Below are 25,524 nucleotides of genomic sequence, written 5' to 3'. Positions count from 1 at the left end.
GGAAATCTCACATATATATGACCAGACTAAGTTTCCTTATTTATACCGAAGAAGCAAGTAAGTTTTAGGGTTATTGAATATCGATCCCGATTTGGTTTGCGATTTTGAACAGTTGTTGTTCATTATCAAGCTTGATAGACCATTTGGTCTCCGAGCCATTGGCAGCAATGACGTTAGCACCTCGACCAATAAGCTGAACTGCATCCACTTGAGCCTGCAATGTAATCATGTGTTCTGTAGCTACTTTCACCACAACTTCATGCGCTGTAATAATGATTTTTCCGCTTTTAAATTCAACAACCATGATCAGTTAACCTTAAGAGACTGCTTTGCATTGCGTTTCTTCTTAATCGCAATCGTCAAACGACTGGTACATACAAGCCGTTCTCGTTCATCAGTAATATTGATTTGCCACACTTGCGTTGAGACACCAAGATGAATCGGTTCCGCCCGCCCAATCACATTACCTTCTCTCATCGAACGAATATGGTTGGCATTAATCTCTAGCCCAACGCAGTAAGCATCATCAGCGACGCAGAAATTGGCTGCAACTGAACCCAACGTTTCAGCGAGCACGACCGAAGCACCACCATGCAGCATACCCAAAGGCTGGTGTGTGAAATGACAGACTGGCATTTTGGCTTCAATGAAATCTTCGCCAACTTTGGTATAAATGATCTTTAGGTGGTCTATCAAAGTATTTTCAGAAGTCGCATTCAGGCGATCAAGGTCAATAGGTCGTTTCCAAATAGTCATACAATTACTCGTGATAATGCGTTACAACGCATTGTAACCTAATGGTATGATAAGCAACATTATTAAGATCGAAACGGAGCATTACATGCGTAACTGGTTGAAATACACAGCCTTAGCTACCGTTGTAGGATTAGCCGCCTGCACCTCATCACCCACAGGGCGAAACCAACTGCTGCTTTTTTCGGATCAAGACATGAGTGCACTCGGCGCCCAATCTTTTGAGCAAATGAAGCAGCAGCAAAAAATTAGTAAAGATAAAAAGATAAACGCCTACGTCCAGTGCGTCGCGAAAGCCGTCACTAAACAAGTCCCTCAGCAGTCTGAGTTTAAAGACTGGGAAGTTGTGGTTTTTGATAGTGAACAAGTCAATGCTTTTGCACTACCTGGCGGAAAAATTGGCGTTTATACTGGGTTACTCAACGTCGCAAAGAATGAAGATCAATTGGCCACTGTTATAGGCCATGAAATCGCTCACGTTCTGGCTGACCATAGCAATGAACGCCTGTCTCAGTCTCAATTAACTAGCGCCGGGTTACAAATTACCAGCGTGGTTTTGGGGTCTTCCGAGTACGCTCAATACCAAAGTGCGACAATGGCTGCTTTAGGGTTGGGGCTGCAATACGGGGTGTTGCTGCCTTACGGACGAACTCAGGAATCTGAAGCCGATATTGTTGGTTTAGAGCTCATGGCGAAAGCTGGTTTTGACCCGAATCAAAGTATTAGCTTATGGCAGAACATGGCGAAGGCTTCAGGCGGAAGCCAACCCCCAGAATTGCTCTCTACACACCCTTCACACGGCACTCGCATAAAGGATTTGTCAGCCAAGATAAAGACATTGCCCAACTACAATGTAAAGCGACCAAACTGTTCATGAATACAATGGGGAGTGAAATGCTCCTCCAATCTGTTTCTACGTCCCTAAGATCATAAGTGGTAACTGTAAAAGCTGATCACCTGTCCCAGCAAAATACCAAATGATACCAATCAGACCAGCCACCAGCGCAACGTACCAAACAGCAGCAACAACCTGACCATACCTATCGAGCGGTAATAGATGACTATGGTGTCGTCCTCTCCACTCGATGACGATTTCCAATGTCCCCATGATAAGCAAGAAGCCAAACAGCGTTAATCCCAATGAATAGCTCAACGCAACTCCACCTAGCGCAGCAGCAGTACACAGCACAATTCCCATCAAGCTGTTCATAGAGAAGCTGATGCTTTTGAGAACATGGCCTCCATCGAGCGGTAAAATGGGCAAAAGGTTAAATAAATTTAGGAAGGCATTAAAAACGGCCAACCCCGCAAAGAACATTTCACCCGTGATCCAATAGAGGCCAACCAAAATGAGTGACAACACAAAGCCAAACATCGGGCCCATGATGGAGATGACGACATCCTGCCAACGCGTATTGATCTTTTCATCGCTTAACGCCAGTCCACCGAGAAAAGGCACTAAGTAAATGCCTTTGGTTTTCATACCAAAGTACTTCATCGCCTTAACGTGGCCATACTCATGGAATACCAGACACGCGATCAATGCCAAAGCAAACTGAAAGGAAAACAGCCACGAATATGCCGCTAGACTCGCTGATGCCAGAACGACTTTAATCAGCTTTGCACTTTTGAAAGCTTTCATGCCAAGTGACAACAAACCAATCAGGCTAAACCTTTTCTCTGGCTCTGGTGGCTTAAACGGTGTTTGCTGCTCTATATCTTTTGTATCGCGGCTACCTTGAGCAATTAACTGTTCATTGAGTATCGCTTTATATTCAATTAAAAAAGGTTGCCAATCGAGTGATGTTTCAAGTCGGCATATCAGCTCTTCTTCACCGTTGAGGAGTTTGAATTCATGCGATGACTCTTTACCACGTTCAGAGTCCGCATCAAGCTGGGAAACTAATTGATTATCCCAGAAGAGTTGCTGCCAACCAGCCAAAGAGCCCTCTAGGCGCAAAGGCTTGCCCAAAAAATCGATAGAAAGCAGTTCCAATGTCAGTCCTACAAAATTGATATATAAACGCCGCTCATTATGCCGATTGTTATAAAAATGGTAAAGAATAGGAACTAACTTAGTGACGGCGTCACAAATATCAGTTAACTATTGCTGGAATAACCGCTAAATCAAGGCTGTTCGTACTCGCCAAAGACAATGCCCCTTTATTTTCGATGGATAAAGTGGATAATAGCGCTCTTGATTTAATACCTATTTATATGTGAGCCCATTATGTCTTCAGAAGCGACCATGCTAGAACGTTGCCAATCTAAGTGTGAATTGTGCAGTGCTGAATCTCAGCTAACTGCCTACGCCGTTCCACCACACAGCCACGTGACTGTGGATCACGCTATTATGGTTTGCGACACATGTCTGGGTGAAATTGACGAGCCTAAGAACATCAACCACTGGCGTTGTTTGAACGATAGTATGTGGAGCCAAGTTCCAGGTGTACAAGTCACAGCATGGCGCCAGTTAACGCGCTTAAACAGCGAAAGCTGGGCACAAGATGCACTAGACATGATGTACATGGAAGAAGAGCAAATGAACTGGGCCATGATTGGCATGTCTGCTGATGACAAACCACTTGATTGCAACGGCGTCGAACTGAAAAAAGGTGACGACGTAACGGTAATCAAAGACCTGCCAGTACGTGGCACTAACCAAGTCATCAAGCAAGGTACAGTTATCCGTGGTATCAGCATTGGCGACGATCCTAAGCTTGTTTCTGGTAAAGCGAATGGCGGTCAATCAATGTACGTTATCGCGGAATACTGCCGTAAGAAGTAATCACAAGTTACTTTCGACAGAGATAACCAAGGCGCTCTAGTGAGCGCCTTGGTTGTTTTGGTAAAGTGGAAAAAGAAACCTTATTCTACCTCTACTTTTGCCCCAAAATTGCCCCATTTTAAAGAGGCAGTTTTGAAATTGTCCCAAAGACGATTACAAAAGTTTAGCAAGCCTGTTGACCTCGTTATCAGTCAATAGCACAAGTCCTTGAATAGACCAGAACTCCTCAGAATTCCTATCGATACTTTCTAACGATATGCACAATGTACTTGATACTGCTCGTAGGACAACTATTGACTGTTCAATTTCGTCACGGTGAACAAAGCAGCTTAGGGCCTTAGTGGCTTTCGCGTTAGCTAGATTGCCTTTTTTATTCATAAATACTCCAAAGATAAGGCAGGCAAAGTACTGATCGAAAAGTTTTAACTCCGTTTGAGAGTTTGATTTAAGTGATCTTTTATTTTATCTAGACGTTAATCCGCCTGCCGTTTGGAAGTAGCATCTAAAGGGTCGCTTATAAGCGTTAGGAGGTAGGAGCGAATCCTACTGGTGACAATCGCTCTTGAGAGCGAAACTTTGGAGTATCTTGGTTTAGCTTGTCTGGCTAAATGGCACCTGTTTCCGGCTAAACAGGGTTATTTAGAAAGTCGGACTTTCATGCGCGGCTCCAACAGTAAACTGTCTGAGATACATATTTATGTGCTTTCGCGTAACTGGCAGTTATTACAAGCTTTTCACCGCCTTAGCATTAAGTCTGATTATGCGAGAGAATTATAGAATTGACTACCCTTTAGTTTCTTCTCTCGAACTGAGTCACATTCTTTTTAATTAGGCCACCTTATTTGTACTAACACTCACGGCTAAACCACCATTTTTGTCGATGGTTTTAGATATGCTTGTTGTTTTCCAGGTGTGGTCACTAATCTCAGAGCGCCAACCTATTAGCGTTATGTGACCTGTAGAGAATGCCTTAATAAGTTCTCTACGCTCAGAGGTTGTAAAGCTAAAGGTGTCATTGCTGGAGGATTTCGCTTGCGCTCTTGCATTACAAGCTTGCTGAGCTTCTTCTTTACTCGGGTAAGTGTACGCAATTTGAAAAACAGCTGAGCCAGCTCCCGCACGTGCCGTTCCCTTTTCGCCTGTCTGAACATCTTGCCACTTGGCTTCAACAACAGAGGATTCTTCCCTGGTTGAAGAGCTGAAGTTGTAATCTGATACTTCGCTTTTGAGAATGGACTGTTTAAAGCCTTTGGTGCCTTTCGCATTCTTACCTTCACCTTCTTTTAAAATCATCCAGTTATCATTGGATACCTTACTGATTAACCCAAACTGCTTGGCTATGCGCGTCATCAATGCCATGTCTGATTCAGCTGTCTGGTCCACATGCTCAAGAACCTGAGCGCCTAACTCATCATTAACCAAAGGTGTTAGGCCGTTGCGCTTGGCTACGATATGAAGAAGGTCAGCTAAAGTAATGGACTCCCACATCTGAGTTCGTTGGGTTTGAATGTTTTCTGGTGCACTCGAACCTCCCATGGGTATAGAGGTACCTGATATGATAATTTTTTCTGGAAAGCCACTCTCAGAAAAGTTACTGATAGTGAAAGTACCTTGAGGATAAAGCGTATCTTCAAAGCCTAAGGCTATTTGAAGCTTTGCTTTTTTAGTCGGCAGTTTCTTTATCTTGGTGCCATCCAAAGTGATCGTAACAGTATCAGCTTCTCCTCCTTCGTTGTCCGTAATCGTCATTGAAAGGAAGGATGTTTTTATACTGTTCGTGATGTCCTGGTCATTCGCTTTGATGCGATATTCCGGGGCGTAATTTACTCGCTCCATAACGTATCCGAATCATCTTCAACGGGCGGTTCGTAATCAGGAAAAACGATAGTTAATCCACCTGGTAATACTGCCCCATACTCCCCAAGGTGATGATTGGCATCAAGCACAGTAGGGACTGCTTTTTCTGTTCCATATTCCTCAAAGCAAAGGAGATCAAGCACATCGCCGTCTTTAGTTAGATAAGGTTTTCCCATAAAAAATAAGATCCATCGTAAAGTCTTGTTTCTTGGCCAAACCAGCCTGCATAAATTTACTTTTACTATCCTGAAGCTTAGTGAGACACCAGTACCCCATGATATCGCCGGTGCCCGATATCAATAGTTGCGGTTTGCCTAAATTAGCCTGGTAAACCACCTTATCAATTTGCCCTGTTCCAACTTTCTCAAACTGGGTAAAAATTACCCCTTTCAAGTTAGCTTTAGGGTTTTCTTGACCTGTATATTGCAGCGAATCAGTTTGGCCGAATCGTTTCTGACTTGCCCAAACCCACCCATATGTCGTGGTAAACTGCTGATAGGCCAACGTATCAATGGAGAACTTAATGTCTCCCCACATCATCATGATCCTTTCCATTTTTTACCCTATGTTGGTGTCATACATCGCAGCTTCTTGTTTGTTCGATAGTTGATTCGCCACCTCTCCGCCTATTTCTTGATTGCTCTGCCCTGGTTGAGTGACGATCTCAATTTTCTCAACGTTTTGATGGACGGTGTTTCCTTTACCTGCAGGTGCAGTCTCTGAATCAATCTCACTGACTCTTGCGGCTAAGTTGCCATAACCATAGCCTTGATAGGCAGGTGCACTTTGCTGTCTATAAGCAGCGTATCCTGTGGTTTTCGGTGCAGGTTTCTTTTCATCGTCATCCCAGGTGAAAGCATCTTTCACTGACATAGCAACATCAACCAACCCTTCCCACATGCCGTAAATCCAATCAAAGAAAGGCTTAGCCCACTCTTCAATCTCTTCCCAGTTCTGATAAAGCGCGATACCTGCAGCAACTAAGGCTCCAACGGCCACCGCTACAGCGCCAATCGGGTTTGCGGCCATAACGGCATTCACACCTAGCATGGTGGTCTTCACTATGCCCAATGTTTTTACCATGCTCATGAGTAGCATACCCATGGTACCCACGGCCATCACCCCCTTACCTGCCATCATTCCGATGACGAGACTCATGACCGTATCCCAGCCACCTATCGACTGAGCCAAGCCGTCTACGTAGCCGCCTAAGTCCACAACAGCACCACCAAAGGCAATAGATCCTTCAACGGCTGATTTCAGAAAACTAACGATCTCTGCTTTGTGCTCTCTGGCAAAAGCACTCACACGCAGCGCTAAGTCATCTACAACTGGAGCGACTTCACCACCCACAACACCTGCTACCTCTTGCCAAGAAGAAGTCATGGCCGTGGTTAATGCGGTGTAGGAAGTATTGTAAGCCGTTGCACCATCAGCACCCTCTTGGGTGAGGTTGTTGATCTTTTTCTGCTTATCAAAGATTGAATCTAGGCTTTTTCCGCTGTTCTTGAGGTAAGTGACAATCTTCGCGCCTTCACCACCAAAAAGCATGTCAGCCAAACTGGAAGCCTGCTGGATATCTCCAACCGCCTCTAAGCGCCTCATGATGAACTCAAATTGCTCAACCGCTGACATGCCTTCAAGCATTGCAGCATCCACGCCAAGTGCGCCAAAGACATCTGAAACCGTCCCTTGTTCACCTAAGCTTTTAAACTCACCAAACTTGTTACTAAGCTCCTCAACCAGATCACCGGCATTCTCAGCATTCAGACCAGCACCTGCAGCAACTGCGCCCCAAGCAGTAAATTCTTGGATACTCATGCCGTAAGATTTCGCTAACGCATTCTGCTCTGCTGTCGCCTGGTTGGTTACTGTGGTGAGCGTAACGACACCTGCAGCAAGACCACCAACCGCGGCGGTAGTCGCTACTGCAGCTTTGGCCCCTGAAACTAAACTAGCGGAAAAGTTACGGGCTGAAGCAAAACCTTCAGCACTTTTAGTCGCATCCGCTATTTCAGCATCAAGCTCTTGATAGCGCCTAGTCAGCAAAGACACATCCGCACCGGCTAACTTCGCCTGCTTAATCTGTTTGTTAAGCTGCTTCTGCTCTTTTTCTAAAGTTTTGACTTGCTTAGTCGCTTTCCCTAACTCTTTATCAACAACTCCACCCATCTGGGCAAAAGAGCTATCAACCGTGCCACCTAATGTGACGACCGTTTTTAAGTTTTGAACTGCACTCATCACTTACTCTTTTTGGGGATCATTTCGATAAAACGGTTGAAGCGAACGAGGTCAAGATTTTCAATCTCGGTCAGTGTCCAACCCGTCATGGAGGAAAGTTTGAAGATGACGCTATCTAGGTCTCGCTCGTCGTAACTGAGCAAGGCTGTGATAACTCCATGTAGGCGCTTGAACACTTTGTGTAATCACCATTATCCATCGCATAGAATAGATCCACGGGAACATCACAAAGCATCGAAAACATTTCGACATCACGGTCAAAGTTATCATAAAACTCTTTCGAGCCTTGCTTAACCTTCGGCTGATGAGCCGTACCACACTTACCTTTTAGCTTTATTTGGTCACGAACCTTCGGACGGCGCATGACCAATTCCGTAATTTGTTCCCCGTTATACTCATAAGGAAAAGCTAAGCGAATTTTTTCTTCTGTTTTGAATTTTTGTGTCTCAGACATAACGTTCTCGCATTAAAAAAGGCTGCTCAGATAGCTAAGCAGCCCATTGAATTATAAAAGAGGAATTATTTACCTAACGCTTTACGCGCAGCAGCCAACTGATCAACACCATCAATCTTACGAATCATGTTCTTAGGATCGATTTCATGAATGTCTTCACCATTAACCTCATAGCGGTAATAGCTCAGCTTCATCTCATAGGTGTAAGGGGCGCTTGAATTGGGTGAGTAGGTACCTCGGTCAATCTTGGTTAAGATGCCACGGTACTCTTCAATCACCTCTTTGGTGTCGCCTGATTCATCGTCCATAAGCAGGCCACGAACAAAGACAGTGACTTTCTTCCCTGGAATAAGACCAAACAGGCGCAATGTATCCGTGTCTTCACCCATCGTCCATGATGTCGAAATAGGATTCATGCCCATATCCATGGGGATAGGCATATCCATACCACCTGACACAAAGTCCTCTGTGATAACCTCCAGGACTGGCGGCGTGTGGTCTACGATAGCACCGACTTTGTCACGGCCAGCAATGTAAAGGCCGTATTTTTTTCGTACCCAATTAGACATTCGAAATTACCTCTTCTAAATAACCCATATTAAGACGAGAACGGAAGATCAAGTGCTCCATTGGGTAGTAAACGCCATAATCAAAATCGAAATAGACAATACCTTTTGACATGGTTTCTGGTGTGTTCAGCTCTTTATCAAGCCATGCATCACCCCCAGGAATAACGCCTTCATAACGTAGCTGCGCCATATACGACTTAACCCCTGAGATAACATCTTGTAGATACTGCGTGGTGCCAGGCATATCCACCGCCCAAAGGTGAGCCGACTCAATGCTGTCATTGATCATGTCTGCCACACGACGAACACATTCAAAGGTCCATTTCGGATCGATTGCACAGCTTCGGTTACCCCAGAAACGATAACCGCCTTCACGAATCACCGTGCTGACCTTGTTCTGGTTGAGCACGTTGGCTATGCAGTTTTCATCACTGAGTTCCCACTCGACTGGAACCCAGGTACCCACTACGTTATAAATCTCTTGATTAGACTTCGACCAGTGCACTCCCTTTTCAGCATCGATACGAGCACGAAGACCTGCGGCAAACTCTGAGGTTGGACGTGGCACTTCTTGGTTAAGGTCGGTATCGTGCACTTTCATCATTGGCCACTGCACTTCCACACGGCCACCAAACGACTTAGCGCGTTTCATTGCATCAATGTAGGTAGCTGTCTGCTCACAATCGACATAAGCAAAACCACGTAAACGAGCGGCTTGGCTTTCGAGTGCTTTGGCTACCCCATCAATGTGAGAAAACCGCGGTGCAATCAAAATACGCGGTTTGTATTGAGTTTCTGCTTTCGCTTCAGAGAATTTGTTAATGGCTTCAATGATGTTTGAGCCGGCTTTCTCTGGTGCGGTGATTTTCTTCGCACGTACAGCGACGACTAAAGCTCCAGTCTGGTCCATGATACTTCTCATTGACTTATAAGCCTCTGAGGTCACACCAAGACCTTTAGCCCGGCTAAGCCTACCAGTAATAAGAACAGGTTTTAGCTCTGGAAACGGCTCATCTAAACCGCCTTCAAGGAAGCTCTTATTGAAGATGTCTGGAATACCTGCATCTTCTTCATCGGTTGTGGTGGTACAAAGCACCAAAGCTTTCGCTTCATTACTGCCTTCAATTAAGGCCGGAATATCAGTAACTTTTGTGGTCGGTAGGGTGTCGGCATTCGTGGCTAACGTAATTGTGATCGCTTTACCAAGTACAGCGACACTTGCCTCTGCGTCTGCATCAGTAGCTGATTGAATGGTGATGCTGATAGCATTGCCATCTTTACCAGCAGATACTGCAGTAAACATGAGGTCATCCCCCAAAACTGTAGCACCAACCGTTAAAGTCGCCTTTGTTGCTGGACTTGCATCATCAGATTCAAGCGCAATGCCAATCACCGACATTTTGGTCGATGTGATAGCACGAACGCCGTCATCCATTTCAATCACCTCTGAGCCATGTAACCATTTAGGCATAAGGTTCTCCGTAAAATTTAGGCAAAAGAAAACCCAGCGCAATGGCTGGGTTGGTAGTGTTAGGTGTGTTAATCAGTGGGTGGCTCTGGCCAAGGGTTTTCGGCTTGGATTTTCTGGCGAGCAGCTTGGGCTTGTTGAATATACTCGGCAGCCTCTTGAACTTTGCCCTCTTCTTTTTTTACAAGGGCTTCAAGGCGTAAAGGGTCACTCATTTGTGAGTACAGTTCGCGGCGAATTGAATCAACTTGGTCATATTCAAAAATGTATTTAGCGCTTTCATCTGTTACCCAAGCGCCATTAATTCGTTTATCAAATGCAGTGATTGGCTTATCTAATGTATAGCCTTCTTTGACCGGGCCAAGCTCAGAAATTGATTCTGATTTAGTGCAATCAGATTCGTCATAGATAATTGAATCGCGATGGTCTTCAATGTATTCAGAACCAATAGCAAAACCCTTGTCGTCAAAGGTGGCAACCACTGCAAAGCCTTCTTTTGGTTGAACAGGTTTTATCTTTAGTGCTGTACGTGGAATATGGGCAATACCGCCTGCAATACGAGCTTTAATAGCTGTTTTACTGACTTCTTTTGTCTGACCATCAACAGGCCAATATTGATTTTGACTCATGATAGTTCCTTAAAATGCGATGGCCATTGGTCGAGCTACGTTTCGCGGGCGAGTGCCACCCCAATAGTCTGATAGTTTATCATATGCGTGCTGCCTATGATTAAACCAATTACTATCTGATGTACCATTTGCCATAGGGTGCCTATTTGAGCCTGTAGTTAACAAATAAAAAGGCAGTTCATTGTAGTCACTAAAATCAAGTTTATCGTAACCCAATTCGTCATGGCTCATGGTGGTGGTTGTTGTATTAGAGTTCGTTGTCGAATACCCCTTAACTAATCCGCCCCCATCATTACCGTCTTCTAACATAACCGCCGAACCAGACTGATGGCTTCCATTAATTCGGCTTTCATCCACACCACGCCCTTGGTCTAAAACACGCAAGAATTCACCGCGAATTTCACCAGTGTTGATTGTATCTCCTGTGACTAGATGCGGATATTGCTCTGCTAAACGCCAGTACACAGCAATAGGTAAGTCAACGTTTACCTCCATTACTGCCCATTCTGGCGGTGTTTCACTTAACCAGTAAAACGGCATACCTACCTGACGACCTGTATAGATATTCCAATAGAATGGTTTGTCGCTATGTGGCCACTGTTCGTGGCGATTAGTCGGAGCTTTAGGGTCTACACCTTTTATGTTTTCTTGGTTTGAATACCACTCAAAGTAAACCACCTTCCCATCGAGCACATCCCAGCAAATCATTCCCGTCAAATACACTGTATTTGGGTCATAGCGCATATGTGATGCGTGCTGTGTCAGCAAGTACTGAGGGTGAGGGTTTTGCCCTGCTTGCTTAGCTTGAACAACATGCTCCTCTTGCCACTTCTTGAGGGCTTTGGTTCGGTTTGCTAGCTGACGGTGAGGCGTATTGTCTACACCATGGGGACCACCTTTCACGGGGTCAGTCTCTTCCAACTGGTAGATTTCATCTTCCCAGGTCTCTTGTTCTTCTAATGCAGCCATTTACGCCACCCCTCGTGTGTAAGAGCCATCTCTTGGCATCTCATCGTTGTACAAAAACCGTGCCTGCTCAAAGTGCAGACCTTTTAATTCACATTCCAATGGAGCAACAATATTCAGCATTCTGGTGACCTGCTTTGATTGCTCAATAGTGATTGGCCGCTGCAAATAAACGCGGTACCAACTTTCAGCATCTTCATGGCCATAATAAAAATGACCATTGCGCATTCGGCTGCCGTCTCGCTTGTTGATATTGAGCCCTTCCATCAATATAACTTCTTGATAGCCTGCGTTTTTCAGCACCAAACGAACGGAGGCTGGCGTACCCTTCAAGCTGTGAACAAGGTACGCATCAACTAAGGTTTGACGCTTGAACTCTTCTGGCCAGCGTTCATCCCATTCATCCACATCAAAGGTAATCGCTAGGATATAAAGCAGCTCTACAGGACACTCTCTCGGGTTCCATAGGTACCGAATAGACGAACTCATGTCCGACTTAGTCACTTGCTCTAATGCTTTCTCGTAATCGGTGGAACCAGGAGGAAGTAGACTCATTAAGTCACCTCCTCTTTAGCCTTGTTAACTGTTAAAGCAGTGCAGTAAGGCGCAGAAAACTGGTCACAGACGATTGGCTCAAAGCCGTTTAGGTCCACATCATCCACGCCCTCCACTTTCAGTGCTTTGTACAGAGCAGCATGAGTTACCTTGCCACCAATCTTGTGTGCTGCATCCAACTCTACTTTGGTGTTCTTCAATGCTGTTTTCAGCACGGTGTCTTCGACATGGCCAGAAAGGATGTACAGCTTTGGGTGAAGCTCAAACTCTTGAATGTTGGCTGCTACGCCATGAGGCGTGACACAAAGCGGTCTCACATCCTCTCTTTCAAAGTGAGTCTGTACCGTACTTCGCGTTGCCTCGGTCGGGATTCCGTTGCCTTCATGAGAAAGCAGCACAATCTTGACGTTACGTCCATCCATTCTGTGAGGCTTGGCATCCTTGATAAAGGGAGAGGCTGCGCGAGCATGATAGATATAGGACTTAGGAGCGCCTGCCGTAGATAAGCCATGCCAGGACAACACACAACGCCCTGCCAGTGAATCGTCACTCTCCATGACGGGTTCAATTGGTGGGTTAACTGTGTCATCACCTTCTTGGATGGTTTCTCGTTTTAACCGAAAGAAAGCAGCAGTACCTTCCAAATCCGTCCCTTTTGACCAAGGGATCATGACAGATAAGGCAGCATCATTAACACGTTGACGCTGGATCACTTCATCATATGCAGACAGCTCTAAGTGCTTCATGGATGGATCGGATTCGACTTCCGCATTCCAGTCTGGGTAAAGCTCTTTAAACTTGGCCTTCTTCTCTTGAAAGGTGACCTCGACATCAAGCGTCTCTTTGACTTCTGGCGGTGGAAGGTTACGAAAGTCATAAGTACTCATAAGATCTTAATTCCTTCCAGTTTGATAGGTTCACCCGTTGGCAAGTAGTTCCCTTCCACATCCACTATGACCTGAGCCTTACCATCTTCAAAGGTGTGGTAAGTCGCTACTCTGGTCACTTCAATGCGTGACTCCCAACGGTCAAGCGCTTCACCAGTTGCCGCAATCACATCCAGCTTTAAGTCTGGACTCCAAGGCGCATCAATCAGCCTTGGCAGTTTGCTGCCATAGGTTCTTCGAATAACCCGGGAGCCTATTGGTGTATTAAGAATGTCTGCAACGCTCTGCTTTAAATGGTCAAGACCTGAGAGTGGCCTGCCAGTCATTCGGTTTGTGCCACTTAGCATGATTCACCTCATCTGTTTATCAGGTTTTGGATCATTAAGATTGTGCCTATGGCCGTTGTAGATGGTTCGGATTGCCTGCATCGTGCCAGTAGCATCTGTTACGGTCTTGCCTGTGACTGTAGCCATAGATGTGATGTTTGAGCTTACGGTCAATGCACCGGTTCGGTCTGTATCACCAAACTGAACCATGTTACCGTTATGGAGATAATCACCGTTATGGACGATATCGATATTCAGCGTCAGCGTGTCACCGTTAATCTCTGCAGTGCCGGCTAAAAGGTTTATGGCCAAGTGATGAAGGAAACGGTCATAACTAAAATTTGTGCCATCATCAAACAGATATTTATGAACATTAGGATTAACGTCTGCAGCTGGATTGACCATGTTGTTTAAGCCCAGAACGGCAACGCCAAGACGGAGGTCACCACCAGGCGAGAACAACATACAGCTCTCTCCCACTTTCGGTGGGTTCCATTTGATTACATGCCCTGCGCGCTCTTCAAAATAACGAAGCCAGCACGTATGTACTGGCTTGCCATTATCGTCTTTGTCATACTCGACCTTCACCCGCGGTGGGTCATACTGGACCGCGTGAATTCGTCCTTCTCGGATACAGTTCGCTAACCGCCTCTGAATCTGTGAGACTTCGTAGAGAAGATCAACTCCCATCACTTAACCTCTGGCTCTGGATATACCTGCTCATAATCATCTTTATGAGCACTGCCCACTTTAGGCGCGTAGCCGACCATGCGCTTAGCGGTTGGGTCGAATATTTCAGCAAGAAGCGCGCCTTCAATAGCGCCTATTTCAACCTCATGCGTATAGCGCACTGACCACACCACATAATCATCAAGCTCGGGATTAAAAGCGTCCTCTTCTGAAGAAGTCACTTGAGAGCCTTTTGCTTTCAAACCAAATCTTTGATCATCTAGCTCATAGTTGAGCAACATGGCGGCATTACGAATCTCTTTCTGAACTGCCTCTCGGCTCATGTCCATAACCAAAAGCACCTGACAATCTAGCTCATAGGTTTTCTGACCATTGGTTTTCTGATTCTCTGCCTTAGACCAGTTCGGAATGCCAAAGAATACGGCTGGAGTTTTAAAACCTGATTCAAGCTCTGGGTAAACCGCTACAGTTTTTATCCAGGTCAACTTTTCATTCGACTTAAACCAGTTCACCACGGCATCATGGTATTCATCTAAAGTCATACTTTGGCTCATGATTTCCAACCGTTCTTATTAAGACCCATACGAACACGGCCTTTAATGTCGGCTTCGTAGTGGTGTAAAAAAATCTCAGGGACTTGGCTGAAGATATCGTCTTCAATCACCTCTGAAAGTTCATCCGAAATAGACACCCTAGCCTCTTTCACTGGGTAACTTTTCTTGGTCGTTCGAGTAAAGATAGAGCGGCGCCCATAACGCTTGGCCACAAAACTTTCTTTATAATGCTGAGCTTTCGCTGCACCTCTAGGGGTGAAGGTAGCGCCTTGTGGGCTTTTCTTCGTGCCTACTCTCTGCACTCGACCTTTAAGGTGACCTATGGGCATATCATTCAAACCAAACCACAGTTTTAACTCATCAAGCTTTCGCTGCTTGCTGGGTGATTTGATTCGAAACTGTTGGAGTCTCTTTCGGATGAGCTTTGCATTTTTCACCTGCAGAGCATCTTTGTATTTTTTCGCGGTCAACTTTTTCAAGGTGACACTCGTGCGGCTTATGGCTCGGTTATAAGCCGCACGCATTTGAGCTTCGGTTGCTCCATGAATCATGCGGATGGCATCAAGCTCTTCAACATCAATATCGAAGATTAAGTTTTGACTTGGATTGCTCATCGTCGCTTTGTCCCAGGATTAACTTTGCCATCCCTGTGCCATCTTTCTCTGGAGGTTTAACCAACTTCCATTGCTGACCATCTACAGAGATTATGCTTTTCACCTTCAAATGAACCGTATCACTGGCTTTACAGCTCACGGTTGGTGTGCTCGCATCGATATAGCCACCGCCAGAAACCTCGGCTAAGGCTGCTGGATTGGCGAAAATACCGTTAAATGTATGCGTCTCACCTTCGTGCTCATACGTCACTTGGTGGCCAAAATCTTGGGTATTGAAGAAGACATCAAAGTCATCGTTACCGATCACTCGTCTTCTTCCTCTTCTTCATCTTCTGGACCAAAGATTGCGTCTAAATCATCACTCTCAGACTCAGGTTTCTTCAGCTCAAACGTTGGCTTAGTAGACGAATCAACAAGAACACCTTGCTTGTTAGACAAGATGATCTTCGCATCTTTGCTATCAACTTCTACAATTGTTGGTTCGTGGTCGGTACCGGGGAAGACTGAATTACCTTGAATCATCACACCTGCAATGATTCTTACTTTTTTATTCGCCATGAATATTCTCCTAAATAAAAAGGCCGCCTGAGCGACCTTTATTTGTTTGTGAACGTTGATTAAGCCGCTGGTACTTTACCGTAACCAAACGCCGCGCCGTGACGAACTGCCACATCTGCATCCTGGAATGCACGTAGAACGGTACCACCACTGGCCGCTTTGGTTGACTTGTCAATCATGAGGTCTAGAGCGCCCCACATGCCCACTAATGCCTGGCTAAAGTCACCGTGAAGAATTGCTTTCTGCTCAAGTTGAGTCGATACCACGCCCGGGTAACCATTCACTTGATTGCCTTCCCATAGATACTTAGCAGTGCCTGCTGACTTCTCAGTCACTTTTAGTGCGCCACGCATCGAAGGACGCATTGCGTAAGCCATGTTTGCAGAAAGCGCATTAGACTCAGCAACCGCGGTTTCAAAGTCCACAATAGTCTTCCAATCAAAACCGCCTGCTGGCACTTGGATAGCATGAACCCCTGTTTGGTTCTTAATGCCTAGCGGCTCTGCGCCAGTACCCGTACCCAAAAACACCGCACGGTCGATACCTAAGCCGATCCCCTGAAGCAGCTCATCACGAATGATCATGTCAATATCTGGCGTAGACTGCTGAAGAATACGGCGCGTCATTGGCACCGCGCCTGCAATGGTTTTTGGTGACATCTTCACCATACCAAGGCCAATAGCAGAATCCGTTACGTCTTCGTCTTCATCAATCCAGTAGAAGGATGCGCCTGACATCATCTTAGGAATGTCTACATTACCCACAAGGCCCGTAGCAAAGCGAACACCTAACTGAGAAGCAATAGAATGAGGACGAAGCATATCAATGAATTGATTGCTCCAAAGCTCCGTTGCGACTAGTTCACTCCCCACACCATCCGCGGTGGACTGTTTATTACGTTGGCCAAGTTGAGAAAGCACTTCGTAGTTCACATAGAAACCACGAGCGTCTTTACCCATCTTATCAGCCAAGGCCATTGACACTTCACGCTCAAAGCCTGCATTTTTCCACTTACCAGACGCACTGGCTCGCACTGCACGAACCAGGCTGTAACTGCGAACGTCGCTTTCAGTTAAACCAAGATCCATGTCGGTGCCGGTTGGTGTCACCTGTTTGGTGCGAACCGCGCTTAACACTTGCTCGCGAAAAGCATCTGTTTGAGTTCCTTCACGGATGGCTGTTACTGCTTCTTTCTCTAGACCAAATTGCTGGCCCATCTCGTGAATATCCGCACATCGCTGCTGCTCATTCTTTCGAATGCCTGCTGCATCCAGTGGTTTTGGTGATGGGGTTTCGTGGCCACGCTCACCATTGTCTACTGGCGGCGTAACTGTAGTGTTATCACCGTCTTTTTTAGGGGCTGCTTTATCACCCATATCAATTCCTCTTAACTGTACATTAAAGATTTTTGGTTCAATGGTGTCGTCCTTATTTCGGCCCATACCTACCGTTTGGTCTGCAGGAACAGACACGGAAGAAACCTCATAAGGTTGCCACTTGGTGACGCGGAACCAGTCACGTTCATTTTCATCACGCTTGATGTGAATGATCTCTTGAATGTCGTAACCAACACTTACATGAGTTCGGATACCATCAATCATGTCTTGAAGAAGCTCTTCGCCTCGGGCGTTCTTAGATAAGCGAACCACCGCGCGGCCCTTCTTCTTATCAATAAAGGCATCCTGAATCGCCCCACGTTGATCTCGTGGGTTATGGTCCATTAGGTATGCCCCGTTGTTATTCAGAAGTGATAAATCACACTCCCCTGGTTCATGGCCCAGAATCTCGTAACCAAACCAACGTTCAACGGGGTGTTCACTGGAAAAACTCAGCTCAATGGTGCGCTCATCAACATTGATGGCCTCACGCTTCAGCGTCAGGGTTCGCTCCATTGGCTTCAGCTCCAGCTTCAGTTTCTGGGCTGGATTGCTCATTCTTTACCTCTTTCGGTTGGTTAGGTTTCTTTGGGCCGTGAGTTTTCTCTCTAGCCTTAGCAAGCATGGCTTCAAACTCAACGATCTCTTCTACCACTTCCTCAGGGTCATCCCCGCGGTCTCGGATGATCTGCAGTGGTGAACGTGTTTTGTTCTTCAGACCTTCCGTATTCGCTTTCTCGTCTTTGAGTGGGTCTACCCAATCCCAACGGCGACCTTGGAATTTGTGTTTATTGAGACGTTCGTATTCACTGAACGCTAATTTGGCAAGCTTGCCCATGAGCATGGACATTTTGAGTAGGCGCGGAGCAACCTGATCACAAAGAGATTGACGCATCCACCGCTGCTTCTTCTTCCAGCTGTCTCGGTCTTCAAGAACCGCATGGCGAAGACTGGAGAAGTTAACGCCTTCCAAGTCATTGGCTAAGGTGTTGTAGTTCACATCAAGGCCACTGGCTGCACCTCGTTTGCCCTCTTTCATGAAGGTACCAAAATTGGAACCTGGATGAGTGAAGTTCAGCTCTTTAAGGTCGTAACCAAAAGGAACAACCGTGGCTTCACCTGGTTCCACTTCTTCTTCAAAATACGCATCTTCAGCATCATCTGGGTCTAAGTTCTCAGAGTCTGCTACATAGGCATATTTTTTAGAGGCACCCAAGCGAGCACCAATCATCTCGGCTTCTCGGTAGCCGTAAAGATGATTCATTTCTAGCAAGGCAGCGTGTGCCCAAGGAACACCACGAAGTTGGCCAACTCGGAAAGGTAAATAACCCAACATAATTTCATCTGCAGGGATGCGTTCATAGCGTGTCTTACCGTTGTAATACGTTCTTTCACCCGGGTGATTAGTTAGAACGTGGTAAGCAACCGGCCTTTTCCAATTATCAATTTCCACACTCATTACGATCTCATGACCGTTTTTAAGCTGGCTGTTGTAGTTCAAATCTAGGTGAGCACTATCAAGCAGCTGAACGGCAAAGCCCCAGTCATTGGGGAAACCTTCAACCATTCGAACTAATAGCTCACCATCTTCTGCCACAGAGCGGATGTAAAGGCTTTGAATGTCTTGCCAGCTGTACTGGCCTGTCACATCACAGTTGCCTCGTTTCGCCCACTCTTCAAAGTTTTTTTCAATTAACTTCTGCGCTCGTTTATCGGGCTTACCTGAACGAAGTTCTGCTTTACTCTGGTACTTAAAGCCTTCGGGTCCAACGATATGGGTGTCACACATACCAAGAAAGCGCACCACATAGCCGTCATCATTACCTGCTTTGCGTGAGGCTCGCTTGATTGAAAGAAGATCACGGCGAATTTCTTCATTGGTGCTCAGTGGACTGAATCCCAAGCCGTAGTGGGCTGATTGATGTTTCGCTACTGAGTAACGCTTTGCCATCGTTATCTCCTAGGGCTTCGGAAGCGATGAACGATTTTACCGATCGACAATTTGCCGCCGTTCTTCTCTCGCTTTACCTTTTGGGCATAAACCTTACGCAGTGAATGCAGCTCTTTGATTGGGATACGCTTAATAGAGCGCCCTTCAATGCTGTACTCTTCATGATCGGAAAGAGGACGGCCCTCTAACACTTTGTCGATAGACTCAAGCATTCGCTCAGCATGCGAACGTGGATCATGCCCTGCTGTTAACTTTGAAAAATCCGGGTCTATCACAACCCTGGTTATCTCAATTAACTGGTTATCATCACCCTTGGAAGCAAAAAGCCGACACTCATAGGTACCGGCTTTCCAATTCTCTGTTTCTTTCGCGGTTTTCGTGACACTAACGCAGCCACCTGCTGAGGCGGCTTCAATGTCTATGGGCTCAGGCATACCACGCAAACAGTAAGTAAACTGCCATGTGCCATCTGCCAGTTCGTGCTCAAAGCTCCAACTTACGCTGGTACCGGCACTGATTTGGGTTGGTATTGTCATAATCGGTACCGTTTAGCAAATCCAGCCTTACCACTTTTTCGGCGGCGGCTTTTCTTACGGGGTTTCTCTTTCTCTTTAACTACTTTGACAGACTCAGTTTGTTCCTCTTGCGTAGTCGTCGGGGCTTGCTCTGGCTCAGGTACGGGCTCTTTACTGCCTTTTTTTCTGTCCAGGCGCAACATTCGAGCAGCCATATAGTTCATGCCTTCACAATCTAGAAAGTGGTTATCCTTGCTGATTCGAGTCCATTTTCCCGTTTCATCATCAAACTCTTCGGCAACGATCTGCTTACAGTAGTCTTCTGAAACGTCAGCGGGGATTAACCAATCACCAACTGCACCGCGATTCCAACGAACACGATTATGAACCCAAGATTTTGCAATAGATGCATCAAAGTCCCATCGTTTATCACCTTGCTTTCGCACCTTACCTTTGGTGTCGACTTCAAGTTTGATCATGCGGTACGGCTTAGGGAGATGTTGAAAGCCCATCAATGCCCTTGCTCGTGAACGATGTCGGCGAATAAACGTTAAAACTTCATCTTGTCTGTAACCGCAGTCAACGCCACACAAACGAATCTCAAGACCACCCCATTTTTGCTCCATCAGGTCATCAAGTTCACCCCATACTTCGGGTTTGTCTGTGTCACCCCACAATTCACCAAACTCTATAAGGCGAGAACTCATCCCGTCCATCCAGCCACGTATGATATAAACCAATCGGTTTTTCTGGACATCGACCGTACAGATCAAGGTATCTACACCTTCGGGAACTTCACCGACCGAATAGGTAGATCGCAGTGAATAAACCTCTTCCCACTCTGGTGCTTCACCTGTTGCTGCATATATCTCACCAAACCCGGTGTTGTACACAGATAACAACTTGTTCGGATCGCCACTGTTTAGTGCGATGAGTAGCTTTCTTGCTAGGTAGCCATAGCTTTTCTTACCTGAGAATGAACACAACCCACTAACCCAGATACTGAAATGGTTGTTTCCATCAAGTGTTGGAATCATTGAGTGATAAGGGACAATTGTACTTTGGCCGTCTTGTTCAATAGCAACTTGGCCACACTCCGATGGTGTCGCAGATTGACCAGGAGCCAACGCCACACCTCGAGAGTTCATGTGTTTACGATGATGGTCAGAAATTTGAGAGCCACAATGGGGGCAAATTAATCTAGCCTCACGAACGGCTTTGGCTGGCGTACATTCGTCTTCGGTTCCTTTCCCTGGCCACCAAAGTAATTCACTCCTTGGTATGAAGTATTCATTACAATCAGGACAAGGCACTGACCATTCATGTCTCGTACCTTCTTGCCACTGTAGCCATATAGGACTTGAAACTTTACCCTTTGGAGCAACCGCCCAATGCGTTAACCCCGTATTTGAATCAACAAATGTTGATACTTTTCCGTGCGTCGGCGTGCTCGTTAACCCAAGCTTCGAGTCAATGTAAGCATCACCCCGCGCTTCTGCGATTTCTTCTAGCGAACCTTCACCTGTTGAGTTCTCACCAGGTCTGTCTAACTCGTCTACCAATGTGATAACTGCAGAGTCAGACGCAAGTTCTGTTGCCGAGCCTGCCCACGCAAAACGCAAAGACACACCCGCAATCATTTTCTTGTGCTTAGAACTTTTAGGATCAAGTTTGAGTCTTAACGAGTTGGCCTCACGGAACATGTCCATGAACTTTGGTTCAACAACGTTGTTGATGTTCGACTCTGTTGGTCCTACGTAAATGATTGGCGCCGGTTCATCATCAAGGCGCCAACCAATAATGTTCTGCATCGTCGCTGACTTGCCCATCTGCGTTCCCATAACGAAGGTAACGCGAGAGTAATCCGGCAATGCAAAAGCGATACATACAGGAATCATGTAAGGGGTTGAGGTTGTATCGAATGGACCAGGTATTGGTGAGCCTGGCGGCATTATTCGATTTTCGTTAGCCCAATTCGCTGCATTCCTCAAAGGCTTCGCTCGCACCATCTCCATCGTTTGCCGCAATATAGTCAGCAACGAACTCACTGATCCGGTCAGCGGTGGCAGTACGGATACGTCGGCCTTCTTTGTCGATGAAGTATTTGCACTTAGCTGGGTCATTGATTGTCGCCACCTCCGAAGCAATTCGAGCGCCTAAACCGTTTAACTCATTTGCGAATAATGTCCCTGTCGCATAAAGAAACTGAGCTAAGTCGTCTAAATCCATCACACGTTCTTCGGCTTTCTTCGCTTCGACATCAGCCTTGCGTCGTTTCGCTTGAGTCAGCAATAGGTCTTCACCGTCCTTAGTGCCGGCTTTCGGCCCATCATGTTCTTCCATGATTTGACCAACTTGTTTTTTTACATCCCGGTCAATCATCCACTTGATAGCAATTTCAGTATCAATGGTGACGGCCTTTCCTCGGCCATTACTTTGAGCTGGCATTCCCTCTTTCATCATCTGACCAACCCATTTTGCAGAGCAGCCAAGAATGTTGGCGAACTCTGTTTTGTTCACCGTGGTCATCTTCACCCCCAAAGTTGATTTTCAAACTAAGCGAATTTAGTCCTTACTTTTTGCCTTTGGAGAAAGGACCAACTTAGTCCTTTCTAAATGAGGCAGAAACGGCGAGTCTGAGGCCCATTAAAAAACGATTTCTCAGGAAGGACCCAAAAAGCTGGCAGCCTTTGTTATCACTCAGTTCATCGAAGTTTGAGAATCAAGACCGTACAGCAGACTTTAAAAGCCAATTTTTCGAGGTGATTTTTGGCCAAAAGAAAGGACCACTTTTTGGCGAAAACCCCGAAAATCGCTGATTTAGTCCTTTCTTTGTTTAGCCATCCAAAAGGCTAAAATGAGCAATCACCCCATGATTTAGCGATTGTTCTATAGGATAAATCGCAAATGAGTTAACAAAGCTTTATGTGATAAGGGCTGAGAGCATATGATCACATTTTAGGATCTTCCCTCTGTCTTCCCATGGAAAAATAAAAAACCCTGCAGATCTAACCATGTGTGGTAGCTCTGCAAGGCCTTGAGTTTTAAGGATTCTGTCGTTGTATGAATGTATGATTGGTCAAGTTCTGACATCTTATGGTTTAAGATCCTCTCACCAACAAATTTATCTACGCCTAAGTCAGCTAAACGGCTGCGAGCTAACTTGCGACAATGATGACTCGTCCAATGATTATTACTCAGCTCTGAATAAATTCTATGAGCCGTATCCTTACAGATAGGTCTACTCCCTTTTGGGCTGGGAAATAGATACTTCTGGTTCTTACGTAGCGTTACCCTGTAGCGTTTTAGCAATGTTTTTAGCTGCCAGGTAAGCGGTAAAACTAACGACTCTTTGGTTTTTGTGTGCTTAGCGGGAATGCGCCAAACTCCTTCGTCCCAATCGATATGACTCCAGCGTGCTAAGCGCGTCTCTGTGATACGGGTACCATGTCCTAATTGCATTAAAACGAACACTTGTTTTTGAAGCGGTAAACGTTTCAATTGTTTAAACAACGAACTGACCATATCAGGCTGCAGCTTGCCCTCGTTTGGTTGTGGCTTCTTAGCAATAAAATCACTGAAGTACATAGAATGAATTGGGTTCACTTCGATGTGCTCTTCGCGAACGGCTTGATTAAACGCCGCCTTTAACACTGCAAAGTAGTTCTTAACTGTTCTTAGCTCATACTGAGATTGAAGCGGCCATAGAAGATCTTGTTTAATTTGATGCTTTCGCACCCCAATTAATGGCAACTCACCAACAGCTGGAAGCAAGTGTTTCCGAATAACCGACTTAACTGTCGATTTACGCTCAGTGCTGATATGGCTGCTTGAACTCACATGCTCTTCATACCAAATAAGGCAGTCTGCGAATGTCTTCCAGTCTGAAACCACCTCATCGCACTGTGTCGCCATACGCGCAATCTTCTGCGGTAACAGCTCGAACAATGCTTTAGCAGATAATCTAGGCCATACACCTAGCCTTTCCCATTTAGCTTTTCCGTTGTGACCATTCTGTTTGCGTTTATCTATTAGCCACCAAGTCGCACTCTCACGACTTTTATGAAACCTAAGCTCTAGTGCGTATCTTTCATCCCGCAACCTAGTGACAACGTCACTCTTTAGATGCTTTTTTATATTGGCATCTGATATTCGAATTCTTACTGTAGTCATAACATCAGCTTAATCTTGTCCCGTCTCTCCGAGTGTCACGCCCCTTTTTCGCATAAGGCTGACGTTACCCTTAATGTCACTGTACTGAGTGTTGCTTGCTTCTTTTCGATTCTTAACTTGCGCTAACATGGTAAGGATGCAGCGAGTACTGCCATGATCACGGCTAACAAGAAAGACAGCGAGAAACCAAACGCTAAAAGGTCGCCACTGTGAACACCAGGCAAATAGTTGTGCATTTGAAGTGTTTGCTCTTAGTTGCGGTAATAAAAAAGGCACCTGACTTAGGTGCCTTAGAAAATGGTTTGATTATTCGGCCTCGTACCCGTAGTACTCTCGCAGTGAATCAATCTTTTCTGCGCAGTTTTTCCACGCTTCATACCATATTGGGTCTCTTGCGACCGCTTCACCATAAGTTTCTGGAGCGGTTGAGTATGGCTGCTCACATTTGGTCAGATAGGCCGAAGGAGGTAAAACTTTACGCTCTTTGTATTCAGTAACAAACTCAGTTGTAGTACACCCGCTCACCACTACCAGGGATAGGAACATTAGCGCACTCCTCATGAACCAACTCCTTTTCTATCTTTACTACTTCTTTAACAATAATTTCTCGCCGGTCGGACTCAGAAGACTCGATCTCATCAGCTGCAGTTTGTGCTTGGGTGATTTCTTGTTTCTGTTGCTCGATTGTTTTTCCTAATGATTCGTTTATCAACACCGCAGTATCAAGCTCAGACTGTAGTTCAGCCTTATCAGCTCGTAGCTTACGAATCGTGTCTTGAAGGCTGCCGATGTAAAGGCCACCAATCCCAAGTACAGCTATTAGAAAGCCAATTCCTAGCTTATTCATAACTTACCCTACCAACCGTTTAGACACGTATCCATTTCCATCAAACGGCGTTTTGCTACCCCTGAACATTGACTATCAGGGTCACGACAATCTTTTCCGTTAACATAGACCCAACGTTGCAGTTCCAAGCACGCTTTTTCATGTTTTCCTTGGTTAAACAGCTTAAGCATGGTTGAACGTTTGAAGTTACCAGCGCCAAGGTTAAACACGAAGCTGACAAGCACATCGAACTGAGCTTGTGTAATTTCAGCATTTAGGTGTTTGTTGACGGTAGATTCTGCCGACTGAACGTCAGCAATGAAGTTTCGCGCAATCTGCTCGTTGTTCACGGTATCACCACGTTTAACGTTTGATGTGTGCCCTAGCCCAAGCGTCCAAACTTTAGCGCTGCATTGATAAGCTTTGGTTCTGCACCCTTCAAGATTTGCAATATGTTCGAGACCACGCTGGCTAGTAGTTAGATCGGATGAAGTATTAAACACAATAGCTAGGATAGCGCCGACTGAACAAATGACTTTAGTCGATAAGTTTTTCATAAGCAGCTGCCTTGTCAGGGTTAGCTTTGAATTGCTCGTACGTCTTTTTTTTGTAATGGCGGTTAGTGAAGTACGTCAATATGACGAAAAACAAGCCGATAGCACTCATCCAGTCTTGGAATGTGAGTGCACCAAGCCCTGCAAAGGTACCGGCACTGAAGTATGAAACGAAAGAACTGATTTTCTCTTGCATATAGCACCCACAAAAAAGCGCCTG

At 45.7% G+C, this 25,524-nt stretch carries 32 protein-coding genes; 2 read left to right on the top strand and 30 right to left on the bottom strand.

The annotated features are described in order from the left end of the window. Positions 1 to 70: 70 nt before the first annotated feature. A complete protein-coding gene (locus OH455_RS10770; protein WP_045976953.1) occupies positions 71 to 304 on the bottom strand; it encodes a DUF3389 domain-containing protein in 234 nt (77 codons plus the stop codon). 2 nt (positions 305 to 306) lie between these two features. Then, the gene (locus OH455_RS10765) at positions 307 to 756 is read right to left on the bottom strand and encodes a hotdog fold thioesterase (protein WP_045976952.1); all 450 of its coding nucleotides are present in this window, start codon (positions 754 to 756) and stop codon (positions 307 to 309) included. An 85-nt stretch (positions 757 to 841) separates the two neighbouring features. On the opposite strand from OH455_RS10765, the gene OH455_RS10760 reads away from it, so the two are divergent. Next, a complete protein-coding gene (locus OH455_RS10760) occupies positions 842 to 1,630 on the top strand; it encodes a M48 family metallopeptidase (protein ID WP_269981361.1) in 789 nt (262 codons plus the stop codon). A gap of 36 nt (positions 1,631 to 1,666) precedes the next feature. On the opposite strand, the gene OH455_RS10755 is transcribed toward OH455_RS10760, so the two are convergent. Then, positions 1,667 to 2,749, bottom strand: coding sequence for a site-2 protease family protein (locus OH455_RS10755; RefSeq protein ID WP_269981360.1), 1,083 nt, complete (start codon positions 2,747 to 2,749; stop codon positions 1,667 to 1,669). A 234-nt stretch (positions 2,750 to 2,983) separates the two neighbouring features. On the opposite strand from OH455_RS10755, the gene OH455_RS10750 reads away from it, so the two are divergent. Then, a complete protein-coding gene (locus OH455_RS10750; protein WP_269981359.1) occupies positions 2,984 to 3,541 on the top strand; it encodes a PhnA domain-containing protein in 558 nt (185 codons plus the stop codon). Between the two features lie 828 nt (positions 3,542 to 4,369). Here OH455_RS10750 and OH455_RS10745 read toward each other — a convergent pair. The 27 genes from OH455_RS10745 to OH455_RS10615 all read right to left on the bottom strand — a co-directional run bounded on the left by OH455_RS10745 (position 4,370) and on the right by OH455_RS10615 (position 25,500). Further along, positions 4,370 to 5,377 (bottom strand): contractile injection system protein, VgrG/Pvc8 family, encoded by a 1,008-nt coding sequence (locus OH455_RS10745; protein ID WP_269981358.1) that lies wholly within the window; start codon positions 5,375 to 5,377, stop codon positions 4,370 to 4,372. Then, positions 5,365 to 5,574, bottom strand: a complete 210-nt coding sequence (locus OH455_RS10740; RefSeq protein ID WP_269981357.1) for a tail protein X — start codon at positions 5,572 to 5,574, stop codon at positions 5,365 to 5,367. Before OH455_RS10740 ends, OH455_RS10745 begins: the two co-directional genes overlap by 13 nt. Beyond that, entirely contained in the window at positions 5,552 to 5,941 is a 390-nt protein-coding gene (locus OH455_RS10735) for a phage tail protein (protein WP_269981356.1), read from the bottom strand. The genes OH455_RS10740 and OH455_RS10735 overlap by 23 nt, the downstream gene beginning before the upstream one ends. 15 nt (positions 5,942 to 5,956) lie before the next feature. Next, a complete protein-coding gene (locus OH455_RS10730; RefSeq protein ID WP_269981355.1) occupies positions 5,957 to 7,639 on the bottom strand; it encodes a phage tail protein in 1,683 nt (560 codons plus the stop codon). Positions 7,640 to 7,754: 115 nt separating this feature from the next. Beyond that, entirely contained in the window at positions 7,755 to 8,093 is a 339-nt protein-coding gene (locus tag OH455_RS10725; protein WP_269981354.1) for a phage tail assembly protein, read from the bottom strand. A 65-nt stretch (positions 8,094 to 8,158) separates the two neighbouring features. Continuing rightward, positions 8,159 to 8,662 carry a phage major tail tube protein gene (locus tag OH455_RS10720; protein ID WP_043010318.1) on the bottom strand — a complete coding sequence of 168 codons (504 nt, stop codon included), beginning with the start codon at positions 8,660 to 8,662 and terminating at the stop codon, positions 8,159 to 8,161. Beyond that, a complete protein-coding gene (locus OH455_RS10715) occupies positions 8,655 to 10,133 on the bottom strand; it encodes a phage tail sheath subtilisin-like domain-containing protein (RefSeq protein WP_269981353.1) in 1,479 nt (492 codons plus the stop codon). Before OH455_RS10715 ends, OH455_RS10720 begins: the two co-directional genes overlap by 8 nt. A gap of 68 nt (positions 10,134 to 10,201) precedes the next feature. Further along, positions 10,202 to 10,759 (bottom strand): hypothetical protein, encoded by a 558-nt coding sequence (locus OH455_RS10710; RefSeq protein WP_269981352.1) that lies wholly within the window; start codon positions 10,757 to 10,759, stop codon positions 10,202 to 10,204. A gap of 9 nt (positions 10,760 to 10,768) precedes the next feature. Then, the gene (locus tag OH455_RS10705) at positions 10,769 to 11,728 is read right to left on the bottom strand and encodes a hypothetical protein (protein WP_269981351.1); all 960 of its coding nucleotides are present in this window, start codon (positions 11,726 to 11,728) and stop codon (positions 10,769 to 10,771) included. After that, on the bottom strand, positions 11,729 to 12,280 hold the full coding sequence (locus OH455_RS10700; RefSeq protein ID WP_269981350.1) for a phage tail protein I: 552 nt from the start codon (positions 12,278 to 12,280) through the stop codon (positions 11,729 to 11,731). Continuing rightward, positions 12,280 to 13,167 carry a baseplate assembly protein gene (locus OH455_RS10695; RefSeq protein ID WP_269981349.1) on the bottom strand — a complete coding sequence of 296 codons (888 nt, stop codon included), beginning with the start codon at positions 13,165 to 13,167 and terminating at the stop codon, positions 12,280 to 12,282. The genes OH455_RS10700 and OH455_RS10695 overlap by 1 nt, the downstream gene beginning before the upstream one ends. Further along, on the bottom strand, positions 13,164 to 13,514 hold the full coding sequence (locus OH455_RS10690) for a GPW/gp25 family protein (protein WP_171354795.1): 351 nt from the start codon (positions 13,512 to 13,514) through the stop codon (positions 13,164 to 13,166). Before OH455_RS10690 ends, OH455_RS10695 begins: the two co-directional genes overlap by 4 nt. A 3-nt stretch (positions 13,515 to 13,517) precedes the next feature. Next, entirely contained in the window at positions 13,518 to 14,183 is a 666-nt protein-coding gene (locus OH455_RS10685) for a phage baseplate assembly protein V (protein WP_269981348.1), read from the bottom strand. Next, complete coding sequence (locus OH455_RS10680; RefSeq protein ID WP_269981347.1) at positions 14,183 to 14,737, bottom strand: hypothetical protein; 555 nt, start codon at positions 14,735 to 14,737, stop codon at positions 14,183 to 14,185. The genes OH455_RS10685 and OH455_RS10680 overlap by 1 nt, the downstream gene beginning before the upstream one ends. Next, positions 14,734 to 15,351 (bottom strand): hypothetical protein, encoded by a 618-nt coding sequence (locus OH455_RS10675; RefSeq protein WP_269981346.1) that lies wholly within the window; start codon positions 15,349 to 15,351, stop codon positions 14,734 to 14,736. Before OH455_RS10675 ends, OH455_RS10680 begins: the two co-directional genes overlap by 4 nt. After that, on the bottom strand, positions 15,314 to 15,658 hold the full coding sequence (locus OH455_RS10670; RefSeq protein WP_269981345.1) for a head-tail joining protein: 345 nt from the start codon (positions 15,656 to 15,658) through the stop codon (positions 15,314 to 15,316). The genes OH455_RS10675 and OH455_RS10670 overlap by 38 nt, the downstream gene beginning before the upstream one ends. Then, a complete protein-coding gene (locus tag OH455_RS10665; protein WP_269981344.1) occupies positions 15,655 to 15,909 on the bottom strand; it encodes a hypothetical protein in 255 nt (84 codons plus the stop codon). Before OH455_RS10665 ends, OH455_RS10670 begins: the two co-directional genes overlap by 4 nt. Before the next feature lie 59 nt (positions 15,910 to 15,968). Continuing rightward, complete coding sequence (locus tag OH455_RS10660; protein WP_269981343.1) at positions 15,969 to 17,843, bottom strand: phage major capsid protein; 1,875 nt, start codon at positions 17,841 to 17,843, stop codon at positions 15,969 to 15,971. After that, on the bottom strand, positions 17,773 to 19,236 hold the full coding sequence (locus OH455_RS10655) for a phage portal protein (RefSeq protein WP_269981342.1): 1,464 nt from the start codon (positions 19,234 to 19,236) through the stop codon (positions 17,773 to 17,775). Before OH455_RS10655 ends, OH455_RS10660 begins: the two co-directional genes overlap by 71 nt. A gap of 2 nt (positions 19,237 to 19,238) precedes the next feature. Continuing rightward, a complete protein-coding gene (locus OH455_RS10650) occupies positions 19,239 to 19,772 on the bottom strand; it encodes a hypothetical protein (RefSeq protein ID WP_171354803.1) in 534 nt (177 codons plus the stop codon). Continuing rightward, positions 19,769 to 21,703, bottom strand: a complete 1,935-nt coding sequence (locus OH455_RS10645) for a terminase gpA endonuclease subunit (protein WP_269981341.1) — start codon at positions 21,701 to 21,703, stop codon at positions 19,769 to 19,771. Before OH455_RS10645 ends, OH455_RS10650 begins: the two co-directional genes overlap by 4 nt. A gap of 13 nt (positions 21,704 to 21,716) precedes the next feature. After that, a complete protein-coding gene (locus tag OH455_RS10640; protein WP_043010303.1) occupies positions 21,717 to 22,280 on the bottom strand; it encodes a terminase small subunit in 564 nt (187 codons plus the stop codon). Positions 22,281 to 22,709: 429 nt separating this feature from the next. Continuing rightward, on the bottom strand, positions 22,710 to 23,924 hold the full coding sequence (locus OH455_RS10635) for a tyrosine-type recombinase/integrase (protein WP_269981340.1): 1,215 nt from the start codon (positions 23,922 to 23,924) through the stop codon (positions 22,710 to 22,712). 306 nt (positions 23,925 to 24,230) lie between these two features. Next, complete coding sequence (lysC, locus tag OH455_RS10630; RefSeq protein ID WP_052126582.1) at positions 24,231 to 24,470, bottom strand: Rz1-like lysis system protein LysC; 240 nt, start codon at positions 24,468 to 24,470, stop codon at positions 24,231 to 24,233. Next, entirely contained in the window at positions 24,427 to 24,771 is a 345-nt protein-coding gene (locus OH455_RS10625) for a DUF2570 domain-containing protein (RefSeq protein ID WP_095570738.1), read from the bottom strand. Before OH455_RS10625 ends, lysC begins: the two co-directional genes overlap by 44 nt. Before the next feature lie 8 nt (positions 24,772 to 24,779). Beyond that, positions 24,780 to 25,307 carry a lysozyme gene (locus OH455_RS10620; RefSeq protein WP_269981339.1) on the bottom strand — a complete coding sequence of 176 codons (528 nt, stop codon included), beginning with the start codon at positions 25,305 to 25,307 and terminating at the stop codon, positions 24,780 to 24,782. Next, positions 25,288 to 25,500: an HP1 family phage holin gene (locus tag OH455_RS10615; RefSeq protein ID WP_171354809.1), complete on the bottom strand. Its 213-nt coding sequence runs from the start codon at positions 25,498 to 25,500 to the stop codon at positions 25,288 to 25,290. The genes OH455_RS10620 and OH455_RS10615 overlap by 20 nt, the downstream gene beginning before the upstream one ends. Positions 25,501 to 25,524: the final 24 nt, after the last annotated feature.

Source organism: Vibrio sp. T11.5 (genome assembly GCF_027587155.1).
GTDB lineage: Bacteria > Pseudomonadota > Gammaproteobacteria > Enterobacterales > Vibrionaceae > Vibrio > Vibrio neptunius.
This window is presented reverse-complemented; position numbering and strand designations above follow the sequence as displayed.